6 protein-coding genes are annotated in these 13,395 nt (G+C 46.7%); all 6 read right to left on the reverse strand.

Going from position 1 to position 13,395, the window contains the following annotated elements; all coding sequences use genetic code 11:
- Window positions 1-26: 26 nt before the first annotated feature.
- A complete protein-coding gene (locus tag ACOQOZ_RS19925; RefSeq protein WP_420589904.1) occupies window positions 27-5,930 on the reverse strand; it encodes an OmpA family protein in 5,904 nt (1,967 codons plus the stop codon).
- 3 nt (window positions 5,931-5,933) lie between these two features.
- On the reverse strand, window positions 5,934-7,121 hold the full coding sequence (locus ACOQOZ_RS19930) for a hypothetical protein (protein ID WP_420589905.1): 1,188 nt from the start codon (window positions 7,119-7,121) through the stop codon (window positions 5,934-5,936).
- A 19-nt stretch (window positions 7,122-7,140) separates the two neighbouring features.
- Window positions 7,141-7,602 (reverse strand): hypothetical protein, encoded by a 462-nt coding sequence (locus tag ACOQOZ_RS19935; RefSeq protein ID WP_420589906.1) that lies wholly within the window; start codon window positions 7,600-7,602, stop codon window positions 7,141-7,143.
- Between the two features lie 10 nt (window positions 7,603-7,612).
- Window positions 7,613-8,653, reverse strand: a complete 1,041-nt coding sequence (locus ACOQOZ_RS19940; protein WP_420589907.1) for a hypothetical protein — start codon at window positions 8,651-8,653, stop codon at window positions 7,613-7,615.
- Window positions 8,654-8,663: 10 nt separating this feature from the next.
- Window positions 8,664-11,738 (reverse strand): hypothetical protein, encoded by a 3,075-nt coding sequence (locus ACOQOZ_RS19945; protein ID WP_420589908.1) that lies wholly within the window; start codon window positions 11,736-11,738, stop codon window positions 8,664-8,666.
- A 510-nt stretch (window positions 11,739-12,248) separates the two neighbouring features.
- The gene (locus tag ACOQOZ_RS19950) at window positions 12,249-13,376 is read right to left on the reverse strand and encodes a DcaP family trimeric outer membrane transporter (RefSeq protein ID WP_420589909.1); all 1,128 of its coding nucleotides are present in this window, start codon (window positions 13,374-13,376) and stop codon (window positions 12,249-12,251) included.
- Window positions 13,377-13,395 lie beyond the last annotated feature (19 nt).

Here is a 13,395-nt window from a genome sequence, read left to right on the forward strand (position 1 = left end):
GGTAGGTCAAATCTGCTGCAAACGGTTTACTGGAAAGCCGCCCGTAACGTTTGCAGAGTTTCCTGGTCTGCTTTGAAGCGCATCTTCAGGTAAACGCCCTGAGCGGTGAAGTTTGCTGCAGAGAAGTCGTCGTCAACAAAGCCGGTAAAGTTGTAACCCAGGCCTAACCAAACGTTGGTTTTCGGGATCCAGCCGACCGATACCCCATAACCCTGTTTGGTCTGGTTCGCCTGATAACCATGCAGACGACGCGCATGGGCACCAATGTCCCAGTGATCGTTCAGATGATGGCGCCATTCAGCCGCCATAAAGTCAGTGGTTGCTGCATAATCTTTGCTGTTGTACTGGTCAAGAACACGCTTGATACCGTATTGAGCGGCCAGCTGGTCACGGTCGGTGATTAACCAGTTAACGTGTGCATTATTAATCAGGCGGCGACTGCGACGAGGAGTTCCCTGGCCACCATCTGCTTCCTGTACCCAGCGTGTTTGTAACAACAGCGCATATGGATCTTTACGCGGACGAATGGCCAAGTCGAATTTGGCATCCAGCTTTTTGTTGTATTTATCTTTGCTCTCGCTGTGGAAATAATCCAGGCTGCCACCGGTTGCAATAGCGTCACTCAGTGGGTGATAAACACTGGTTCGTGCAGTCCATTTATCAGTGTCATTACCATCACGGAACTCCAGACGATTATTCCATTGCCAGATTGAAGTACGTAATGCAGAACCAGCATATACCGCATAAAAATCTTCGCTGTTCTGTCCGACTTCAGATGGTGCATTGGTTTCCAGATTCCTGGCCTGATCAAAACCGGCGCTCACACTCAGGGCGTCATTAATCGGAAATTCCTGGCTTAAACCAGACACGCTGAATAAACGGTAAGCATCGTCTTGCTTAACCTGTTCAATCGATTGCTGAGCTTTCGCGCCAGCCCATGGTGTTGCCCGCAGGCCAATAATGGTGCGCTGAGGAGCATTTTTTTCGAAGCCCAGTTCGTGTTCACCAAATAAGCTGTAATCGTTATTAATCCGGTAATCGGCACCCAGGCGTAACTGATCTTTCGCGTCTGAGCGCTGGGAGATACGTGCCAGTAGTTGCGCGTTTAATGTAATACGATCATTGAAGAAGCGGTTACTGAAACCTGCAGTCAGCTGATCACTGTATAAGTCGCCACTTTCATTTTCTTCAGCTGAAGACAATGCGCCTAACGAGAATTGCTGGTCACTGTTCAGGCGGTGAATCCAGTCCAGCTGAGTCTGATATTTGTCATCACCAGTGCTGAGCTTGTAATGGTGGAATGCATTCAGTTTCAGACGATCGCGATCAGACAGGTACCAGGTACCTTCGATACCTTCTTTACGGAAATCATTTTCTGCAGAAGAGGATTGATCAACACCAAAATTTTCTTCCTGACGACGAATATACGCTTTTGCTTCGATGCTGTCGGTACGGTGAGTAGCTTCGAGTAAATGTGCCTTGGCCGGCGCTTTCTTACCTTCGACTATACGATCACTGAATGCAGCTTCTGCTTTAATTTCTGTATTGCCCAGTTTTACTTTAACGTCGGCTGCCTGCAATGCGCGACCATCGCCTTGCTGGTTTTGTTTTATCACGGTTACACCGGCTTTGACGGTGTTATCGAATAATTTAACGCCCGCACGACCACCGGCAATATGTCCAAGCTTACCGCCTTTATCAACATCGTATTCAGCAATAATAAAACGAGGGTTAAAGCTGTCATCGGTACTCAGGATTGGCTGTTTAAAGTAAATCGTACCGTCCTGATAATCGATTACATAATCACTGTCGCGTTGCAGCTCCTGACGCGAAATCACAACTTCACTACGGAAACGGTCGCGTACTTCAATATGAATTTTCTCGCTGTTGGCAACGAGCTGTTGGTTACTGAAACGATAAAGACCGGAAGTACCATCACCTTGAATTTCATCACGGGCATAACCGTTATCGCTTTCTGCAGCGAATGCAGAGAACTCAAATACTTCGCCTTGATAAGCGGTTTGTGCACCAGTCATTTTACGGCTGTAGCGACCTAATTCGGTAACGGTTAAATCGGTATTAATATCGCCGAATAAAGCATAAAAGCGCTCACGCTCGATTTTTACATACAGCTTCTTGGCAGAGCTGGCATCCAGACGTTGCTGGCTGGCATCGCCATATAAGGTGTAATAACGATTGGGTTCGATGGTGCGGGCAAATGCTTCGGCTTCTGGTTTACCGGAATCATAGGCGGCGGTAATCAACCAGTCGCCAGGAATCTGACCCTGGGTGAAAAATGCTAAACGACCATCGTGATAAATATTATCGTCGATGCCTTCTGCTTTACGGCCAGACGAATCACCACCGCCGGCATTGTAACCAACCGCCAGATCACCTAAACCAACCAGAATCCAGTCGCGTTTTGGTGCTTGCATCCAGATACGTAATTCGTCTTGCTGGCCGTTGTTGTGGCGGAAGCGCAGAACAGCTTCACCGGAGGTGCTGGTTGGAGCCAGGCGAATTAATGCAATACCGTCTGCGCCAATGCGGTAGCGTGGCTTAGTGGTGCGGCCTAACGGGTTAGCTTCGATTTCCGCATTCTCATCATACAACTGATAAGGCGCCTGAATTTCCAGTTCGCCCTGTACGTCTGCACGAATAGGGAAGCCATCTTTGTCGGTCAGTCTGACGGCAATGACCGCTGGCGTAATACCGTCGGCAATTGCGCGTGATTGGTCTTCTACCAATTCTGCTTTAGCCGGATCCTGTGCGTATTGTACGGTGCGATTAAATTGGCTGACGATATCGCCATCTTTATCGATTACAAATACGCTGAAACGGTTTGGACCAGGCTCAATATCAACACCGCGCCAGGTACTGACGGCCAGATCTCGCTGACGACCTTTAACAATGCCATCAAAGTTCAGCGGACTTACCGGTTTATTGTCCAGCAGCAGTTTAATACGCTGATCTTTCTGGTGAGAGATGGCAATTTTTACCGAGCCAATACTTGGGCTGCGATCCAGCGGTGGCCACAACCATTGAGCATTATCTGCAGCGGTATTAAACCAGTCATCATCAAATTCCGGCATTAACGGCTCAACAGGCAGGGCAGCCGGGTTACCAGAGGCTGTTGCTGGTAAATCAGCGAGGAAACCTTCGATATCGGTCTGGACGCTGGCTACCTGAATATCGCTGTCGATACTGGCGAGGCGAATATCCGGATCGCCAGAGAGTACTTTCACTTCAACGCGACGGTTTTGAGCACGGCCATTACGGGTAGAGTTGGAGGCAACTGGTTGAGTCGCCCCTCTACCAGTGAAAATAACCTGTTCCTGAGTAACACCCAGTTGAGTCGCAACATATTCGGCAACAGATTTTGCCCGTGCTTCCGACAATACCTGGTTATTTTCAAAAATATGGCGATTACGTGGCGCAATACGAGTGCTGTCAGTATGACCAACAACTTCGACTTTCAGATTGCGCAGGCCAACCAAACGATCAATTACTGACTTCAGATTGGTTTTATCCTGAATGGTTAATACGTCAGAGAAGTTATCGAATTTTGGCGGCTTAATCGGTTTTACTACCCCGTCGTCTGGCGGCAATTGCAGCACAGCAGTGGTGCTTGCTGGTTTTACTTGCTGGGTATTTTTACCTTTTACGTTAAAGCGGGTAATGGCTTTGGTTTCTAAAATGCCGCTTTTCGCTTTATCGCTGACAACCGCAGTAAATTGCAGCTGATGCTGCCATTCTTTCGGTTTATCGCCCAGTTTATAAATCAGTGTGCCATAGGTAATACGTGGATCTTCCCACGGTACATTATCCAGCACTGAGCTGCCTGGTTCATAAATCACACCGTCAGGCAGAGCAATCATCTCCATCAGGTTGAAGACTTCCAGACCGCTGCCATCGATATCCAGGGTAAATTTCAGTTTCTCAGGTACCGGTGAGTTATACGGCATACTGCCATCGGCCAGAGTGGAAAGCGGTACCAGTTGATGACTCAGGCGCTGGCGAACTTCGCCTTTTTCCGGCTCTTTAATCTTTAACGCAAAATCCACACGCCAGAAGCTGCCTGGCTGAACGTCGACAAATTGCGAATACGCACGACCTGCATGGAAACCACGATTATCACAGGCAACGGCTTCCATATACGGTGGAATCGTTGAGGTATCCAGCTGAACAACGTGAGTGCCCGGGCGCACATCTTCAATATGCCATTCACCGGATGCATCGGTAACGACGTAGGTGCCGTCTTCCATATACAGGCGCACGTTGGGAACGGCTTCTGCATCCAGGTTGCCGTTACAGTCATCAAGATACACACGGCCGAATAAACGCGACGTATCTTTAAAGAAGTCATCACGTGTCAGTACTCTTGCCTGGGCAATGTTGGAGCTGACTTTGTCGTCACTTAACCAGGCTTTATTGATTAACTCACCTTTGGCCAGTGTCGTTACCTGAGTGACATAAGATAAAGTCACACTTTGTTCTTCAGCGATATTACCAATATCAAATGTCAGCTGTTGTGCATTACCACTGATTGTTGGATCAGCAATTTTTTGACTGTTCAGTTGCACAGAACCTGGTTGGAAACGCAGACCAGAAGGTAATTGGTCAACAATTTTACCGTCGGTGATTTCAACCTCATTATTCTTCAGCACAATGCTGTATTGCAGAAAATCACCCACGCCAACTTCATTTTTGCTGGCACTCTTGGTGACCAGTGCACCACTGGTTCGAATATCCACAGGAACATCCGCAATAAAAATATTCTGTTGGATAGTGAATGGCTGACCACGGGATATTTCCGTCAAACGGAACGGATTATCTGTATTTGAAGGTACTTCAGATAATTCATCATCGGATCTTTTTGATGGGACACGCAGCTCTACTGGCGCTTCAAATTGCAATTGGTAGCTGCCAGGTCTGACGAACGGGAAGCGGAATGAACCTGCAGGTACGTTTTCCTGAGTACTCAGAGTTAACAGATTCTGAGCGCTGGCTGGGCAGGAAGGTTTGCCCGGAACTGCGTCCGTTGGTCCCTGACCACTGATAAAAGCATTCTGATAACAGGCAGTAGCATTGTCATCCAAAACTTTACCCAGAGCAGGTTCGCCGGTGTTGGTATCGATCAGAGTTACTTTAATGCCATCAATCGGTGTGCCGGTCTGAGAATTAAAAATACGGCTGTAAGGGTCAAAACGGGTTTGCAGGCTGACGCTGTCAGTGTTGTCATTTGCGTCGGTGTAACTTACCTGCAGACGGTCGTTGCGGTCTAACGTTAAGGCGCAATCGTAAGATTGGGGAGTATTCAGTCGGGTTTGGATAACGCCAACAAATACACCGGTATTAATATCAGTTTCAGATAAACGAATGGTTTCCTGGTCGGAGCCTTTGGTGTTCGTTACCGTAACGGTAATTTCGTCACGTCGTAACGGGTTCAGGTTTTTGTCGGCTTCCGATACCTGAATAAATAATGGCTCACCGACTTTAAAGCCAAACTGAGAATCGGCCAGTTGGTAATTGCCTGGAATACTGTGAGGTGCTCCACCACCCAGCTGGGTAAAGCTGGTCTGGTCGGTAAAGCTATCAGCTGCTGCGCTGGTCGCACAGGCACTGTTGGTAATTGGAGTACTTTGGCTTCCACCACCTGCAGATTGAAAGTGTTTAATTTCTATTTTTGCTGCGGTTGGTGCAACCGGGCCCGGGAAAATTTGTTCTGTAACGAAACGGGCTGAATCTTGTTCTGTCTTTTCAACGCCATTAACTTCATATGTTGCTTTGGCGGTGTTGGTGATTTCGGTATTAACCGGTGTAACAGCTAATACCGAAACCGGTGCTACCGCCACGCACGCGCAGGCGAAAGCCCGAAACCAGTTGGCTCCGGTCTTTTGTAAGCGAGTGAGTGGGGTAGAGAAGGTCATTATTTAATCAATAATTGCATAAAAAGTGATCACACTTTGTTGCCCTGCTGGGAACGTTGCGTAATCAAATTTTACGTTGTCACTTGCTGTACCGTCTAAAACACCGTCAACTTTGGTTTCTGAGCCAGAGATAATGGTGTCTGTAACACTTGGATCCAGGCAGACATTGTCTGGGTCAGCAGTTGTAGTAGCTACATTACAGAAAGTAGTATCAGTTGGCGCACTATCCGCAACTGCTACATCAACTGCAGCAATGGAACCGAGGTTGCGCAATGTGATGGTGTATTTAACAATTGCACCCGGAATTGCTTTGGCTGAAACCGCTTTATTAATTGGGTCCCAAACGACCTCAGATTCTTTTAAGAAACCGCTGCTGCTCGGGTTGCCAGGGTTTGGAGTGAAGTCAGGGAAGCTGGCACGTAACACGTCAGAGACGCTCACAACATGGTCATTGCCAGAATCTGCATAAACAATCGATACTGATCCGGCAGTCACTGTGGTTGAGGCGTTATGTGCAACAGTGCTTGTATCAACATTATCCTTACCATCTGCTGGAGTATTGCTTTTGCGAATATCTACAGCGGCCAGATCTACAGTTAAATCAACGCCAAACAGGTCATCGTTCACACCCAGAATATTCTGAGTTTCAACTGCAACATAGATGTTTTTCACTGCGGAGTCTTTTAGTAAAGACAGCTGGGCAGCACTTGCGATCAGCGTATCACCTGCACTTAAACCCGTAGTGCTATCATTCTCAGCAAACACAATAAACGCAGCATTATTGTCGTCTTTAGTGTTGGCATTGTTCGCAGTAGACGTATCTCCCAACGATAAGATCGCGTGATCGTCTGCTGTATTTACTGCGTTGAACTCGAAGTGAGCATCTGTGTTACCAGTGTTCTGTAGCAAGTACTCACCCACTACGTAATAGTTCTTAGATGCTACAGTTTTTACAGATGAGGTAGCCGATGGCGTATCGTCTGTTCTGTTTAAGGTAAAGTCAGCTTTAACATCGACTAATACGTTATCACTTGCTTCCACTTCTGTTTGTGGAACAGAGTTAACGTTATAGTTCAGTGTTGCAGTATTTGTGATGGTTAAACCAGCTTCTGTGTTAGCAGCATTGGCATTCACCACTGCTAAACTTAATGCACCGAAGACCACCGGTGCGACCATATTTCTTAGTTTCATCGTTATTGTCTCCTAGGAGTTATTTCACACGCACTTGAAATTCCACTGAACCGCTTGCTTTCGGCGCAACTGCTTCTGGCAGCGTCCAGCGGATGTGGGTGATATCTTCGGCGCGAGCTTTTCGGGTTTTGCCGTCTTTAACAACGACTAATTCAGCAGTACTGGCAAAGTTATTGCCTGAATCCGCAGAATAAGTGATCTGGCTACCAGCACCATCAGCGCTGTTAGCCACGTACAAAGTGTTTGCCGGTACCGGGTTATTAATCACTACGCCAGTCGCTGGCTGATCACCGGTATTCTGGTAAGAAATTTTGTAACCCACTTTATCACCGGGAATGATTTCTTCGGCAGCTACCCATTTTTCTGACACAGAGCCATCACCGTTCTGAACGGGAACAATTTTAAAGGCTTCCGTCACCAGAGTAACCTGGGCAAATGCAAAAGCAGGTAAAAATAATAAGGCTGTTAACAGAAAACGCATGTTGCTTTCCTTATTTAATTTCAGCTTGAAGCTGGATGTTGAAGTTGTCACCCGCGTTAGCAGTACCAAGATTCACAATAACGTCGCCGTCTTTGAATTCGCCCTGGTCGTCTGCGGATGATGAAGCTGGTGAAGCTTTGTTGAACTCCGGCGTTAATGACGTAGCAACCGCACCATTTTTAGATACTGTGAAAGTGCCAGCGGCAGTAACAAAAGTCATTTCATTCGGAATCTGGTCGGTAATTACTAAGTTGTTTACCGAACCGGTAGAACCCGTTACAGAAACAGCAATCTGATAGGTAACGATGGAACCCGGCACGTACTGGTTAACACCACCTGGAGCAGAAGGGTTACCTTTGTGGAAAGGATCTTCAATCTGCAGAATGGTTTTGTTGATATTTACTGCCAAAGGAGTAGTTGGTACGCCAATAACAAAGGTATCTGTTTCGCTGTGGAATGGGTTATTACCAACAACCTCTCCAGTTGGTAATAATGTCCCCTTGTTTGCTGTTGTTGCGCCGCTGGTTTTTGAACTAGCTTCTACTTTCAGCTTGCTCTGTTGTCCTGATGTAGCTCCTCCTGGGATATTGGTCAGAACAACGATGTCCTGTTTTGCGCCCATTGCTAAGGTAATATCCGGGGTCGCAGTAATGTCTTGCTCTCCTGCGTCATATACACCATCGCCATCAGCATCAATAAAGATCCTTATATTTGTTACATCGAAGTTGTCCCCTGATTCGTTCGTCACTCTAATAGTAAATACTTCTTCATCATTACCATTATTAGTGATTTTATAGGACAAAGCTTGATCATTATCACCAGCGTCAACAGTTTGGTTACCTTGGTTATTCGAAGTAACATTTACCTCAATTAACTCCAGTACCTTAAATTTTGCTTCACTGGTTGCCGTAACTCCTGAGCTACCCCCGGGAATATCATATGTGGCGATTGCAGTGTTCGTAATTTCTGTACCTGCTTTCGTCGCAGAGAGTGCGGCAGCAGATGCAACACTTCCTAAAACAAACAAGGCTGTTTTTACCAGGTTCTTCATAGGTTTCTCCTTATTGAACCTTCACTTTATAGTTAAATTGAAACTGTGGCTGAGTACTGTCCGCGGCCTTAAAGATTCCTTTCGGCTTTAAGCGGATATGAGTTACGTTGCTGTCATAGCCATCACCGGAAGCGGTAGGGGTATAACTGAACGTATTTCCGTCATCATTCGAAAAATCGATGTCGTCATTTGCGGCATCTAACGAAATAAAAGTAAAACTTAAACCGCTGTCATCGGGTGAAGTGCCGTCGATAAAATCGACCGGACCAGCATTAGTCAGGTCGCCAACAAATAGCGGTAAATCTTCAGGAATTTGTTCATCAATAATCAGAGTGTCAGAATCCGGACTACCTTCCCCGGAATTAATTGCCAGCAATTGATATACCACTTCAGCACCCGGGATCGCTTTGGGGTTATTTGAACCATTAATAGGGTCGTTAACTACCGATGATGATTTTGTCAGCGTAACGTTGGGCAGAAGTTGACGAATCTCAATAAGTTGTTGCAGCTGATGGCTGATTTCATTTTCTGTGCCTTCGTTTGCTGTAACGCTGAATGTCCAGTCGCCCGGATTATTAATTGAAGCTGGAATGCTGTAACTGTACTCGTAGGTTTTTTGACCCAAAATGGTATCGTCGGCAACCGTCATATTTGTTGCTGCCAGTATTTCTTCATCAGCCGCATCATTGATAGCGATATTGGCAGAGGTGATATCAAAACGACCAAACGGATCAGAAACCAGCGCATTAATATAAATGCTCTGATTCAGATTGCTTCGGCTGATCGTTTGGCGGGTATCATCACTGAACGGTTTATCGAAGAATTGAAGCTGCTCAACCTTAATCACGTTGCTGACTGGAAGAATCAGTTTTGATGTATCAAAGCCGTCGTTAATCCTAATAGCCATGCCATCCTGAACACTGGAACCGTTGTCAGGGTTGGACATCAGATCCTGAGTAATTCTGAGAGTTAAAGTCTCTCCCGCTGGGATGGTTAAATCTTCAGTAGTTGGTGCGGCAATGGTGTAAGGAATATGAAAATCAAATACCGTTGCTTGCTGATCCCGAGGTAAAACCCGATCACGTATGGCACTGGCTAATACCGTGCCATCACTTTTTTCCAGCTGGAAAGTAATATCGTGATTGCGTCGGATTTGGCCAATTCGCCCTTTACGATTGGAACCTGTATGACGCAAATGCAGTCTGACAACAATCCCTTTAGCGGTTGGCGACAATAACAAATCTTTTTCAAGAGCCGGGGTGATAATCCAGCTTCGTGATCCACCACGCGCTAGAATAACCTCTGGCAATGCACCATAAAGTGTACGTGTCATGGAGCTGTTGTTATTTAAATATAATGCTTTATTGCCCGGCTCAGCGGTAAAGCTTGCAGCAACCGTCAGGTCTGGCGCCTGAATCCAATGTTGACCGTCACTAATGCTTAACGATGCGCTATTGCTGATCACTGTTCCGGCGGCTATATCATTTTTAATAACGGCATCGATTTCAATTTTAATCGAATTGTTAACGCCGGCAGGAATGGTTATACCTGAGCGAGTGAATGTATTGCCGTTAAAGGGTCCTGTTGAACCTCCCTGAGAAGAGACAACAACAATCTCACTGAATGCATCCTGGAATATATCCTCAAGAATCACTCCGCTCAGACTGGCACCGTTGGCTTCATTTAAGTTGAAGGTGTAACGCAGAATATCCCCGGCTTCGATCGCTCCACCATTCAGGTCAGTTACCTGTTTACTGGATATGCTCAGGTCAATAGCACTGACGTCAAAACTGGTTGTCGCACTGTTGTTAAACTGAATATTATCGAATTGATTATTGCTGGCCGTCACCTGAATGTTGTGAGTGCCAACAGCAGCCACGGTTGTATTCAGGATAATAGAAAGATCTGTACTCTGGGTGTTGCTGTTAATTACCGGCGCATACGTACAGGTCACCAAGCTGGATGCCGCGGCACATGTCCAACCGCTGCCGGTTTGAGAATTTAACGATAAACCGGTTGGTAGCGTGAACTGAATCTGTGAATTCGCCAGTGTGGCATTTGGACCATTATTGCTCAGGGTTAAGTCGATGGAAGTTTGACTGTTAACCAGTGCATTGCTTGACGATAACGATGAGATAGAAAGGTCCGCGATTTCTTGGTTTGGCACGCTGATAACTTCAGCCGTCAGGAATACCCAGTCACCGCCTGAAGAATATGTTGTTGTAACACTGGTGGCACCGGCAGTCAGATAATTACCTATCGGATAAATATCGAGGTCTACACCGCTGGTAAACTGGTCAGTCGCATTGGAATAGGAGTTGAATTGCGCTTCTAGCGGATTATTAGCGTCAGATAAATGAACTCCGTTAAATACTAAGTCTTCGCCAAACCCATTGGCTCTGCTGTTAAATGGGTCGCCTTCCCAGGTGATATGAGCGTGTTTGCCGCCTTTGGCTGAAGGGTTGTCTGCGATCACAAAGTTATTGGGAATTAACGTAATTTGGTTCCCCTGAAAGCGCTGAAAGCCGTCAAAAATGTTAATAACTCTGAGTGGCTCTTCCGATGTCTCATAAATAACAACCAGAGCCCAGCCACCGTATGCAATATTGCCGCTGCAGTAGAAGCTGCGAGCGTAATCAAGATTGCTCACCTGATAACTGCCACCACCCGTAATAAGCGAAGTCACATCTGCTTTCGAGCTGTAGAACTCGTAACCGTTGATGTTTTCCGTATATGTGTACTGAGAATTAACGATGCTGCCGTTGAGTTGCACAGAGGTATCTGGTGTTCCTGAACCTGACCAGAACAGGAATGCAGCTTTAACTTGCTGACCACTTTGCAGATCAAGAGATGCACTGCTGCTGCCTAAGTTAGTGCACTCATTATTGGCTCGCATGGTATTACCTGTGAGCAGAAACGAGATATTACCGGCGAAGCTCTCTCGTAACAGGATTTCTTCTTCAGCGTTGGCAGACAGGGATATGGTCACAAAAAACAGCCACACGAACCCCTGAGCGGTCAGCTTGTAAAAGCCGAGCCACTGCTGCGATGCGTTGTCGCTGTGAATCGTGATGCTGTGTACCAAATCGTAATTCCTGTACGTAGGTTCAAAAAAATCAACTGTTACCGTTGGTAATTTTGCGCAATTACGGAATGGTATGGCCCCGCCATGGAACAGTCAATTTGCCGACGAGGCGCGTAATAGCTGGAAAGGAGTTGCGCTAAGCCTATGATTTAGTGGGATTATTTTCATCTAATACAAAAAGCTTAGCTAAAACAGGGGATTGAGGCATAAATAGGGCATAAAACGCGTTTCTGACGCAAAAATAGCGTCAATAATCGGGAGTATGTGACGATTATTGTCACCGATTCGCAAGAAAGTCAGGTTGAAATAAAGATGTTAAATTATGTAAAAGTTGTTACGAGGAATCGTAATTTACACTGTTGGAACGCAGTGGCTTCTGAAGAGAAGGTCAGATAGTAAACCTGGTACGATGGTGCTTGCAAGGTGTTGGTAGGGTTTTTGTTGCCTTTCTTTCTGACGGGCAAAAAAATAGCGGCTCATTGGCCGCTATTTTTTTAACTGAAATATCGCTTAGAACGCGTATTTCGTTGTGAAGTGAACGCGAGTCAGATCGCCTTCAGCATCATTGTCCAGTTTGTGAGTTGCCTGGCTTAATTCAACGCCATAGGTCAGCTTCTTAACCGGAGAGTACATCAGGTTTACACGAACGCTGTTAGAAGACTCGGTATCGCCAGTGTTGTCGACATCGTAATCCGCTTTCAGCATGGAGTAAGCCACGGTGCTGCGCAGTTGGCTGTTCCAGAAGTGGCGGTAGCCAATAAATGCTGCGGTCACATCGGTAGCTTCCAGGTCGCCGTCTTTCATCACGGCATCGGCAGCTTCACTCAGGCCAACGTAACGGCCGATGGCACCTTTGTTTACCGCAAATTTAATATCGTCGGCACCAACGGCGATCTTACCGGATAAGCTGATACCAAAGCCCAGAGTAGACTCATCAACTTTTGGAGTGTTGCCGTTTGCAGCTGTGTATGTGCTCAGCTGGCGGCCGATAGCTGCAACGGTGAAGGCATTTTTACCGGCTTTGAAGTTATAACGTGCTACTACGTCAGGCAGAGTACCGTCATCGTTAGCACCAGGTGTGGTGGTCTCTGAGTTCTCTAATGCGAACTGGAAGTTACCATTGGTGTAACGAATCATCGCTTGGCGGCTGAATACGGTACCGTCACTCACACCCAGGAAGTCAGCAGTTTCCGGCAGTGCGCCAACGTTCATAAAGGTCGACCAAGTCTGACCGAACAACCAGTTGCCGGTTTTGATGAAAGCATGACGCAGACGTGGGTTGTACGAGTTAGATACAACTTCGTTACCACCCGGTGCCAGCATGAAGTCTAATTCGATAAAGCTAGTGATTTTCTGGCCATTTTCAAAATCGGTAACGGTTTTGAAATTAAAACGAGAAGTTTTGGCGTGAATATCGAAGTTGGTTACTGAATCGCCGTCGGTGCCTTTTGGGCTGGTCGGGATAGTCGATGGTACATAGAAGTCACGACCAGCGCTTGCTGCACCTATCTCGCCTTCAGAGTACTGGCTGATAGTGGCATCCAGCTTGACGTAGCCGCCATAAGAAAATTCAGTGTTTGCTGCGTTTACAGCCATTGGCAGGGCAGCTGCCATCAGGATTAGGGGGGTCTTGCGCATGTTCGCTCTCCGTTTATCA

Source organism: Bacterioplanoides sp. (genome assembly GCF_965219715.1).
In the GTDB taxonomy this organism is placed as follows: domain Bacteria; phylum Pseudomonadota; class Gammaproteobacteria; order Pseudomonadales; family Oceanobacteraceae; genus Bacterioplanoides.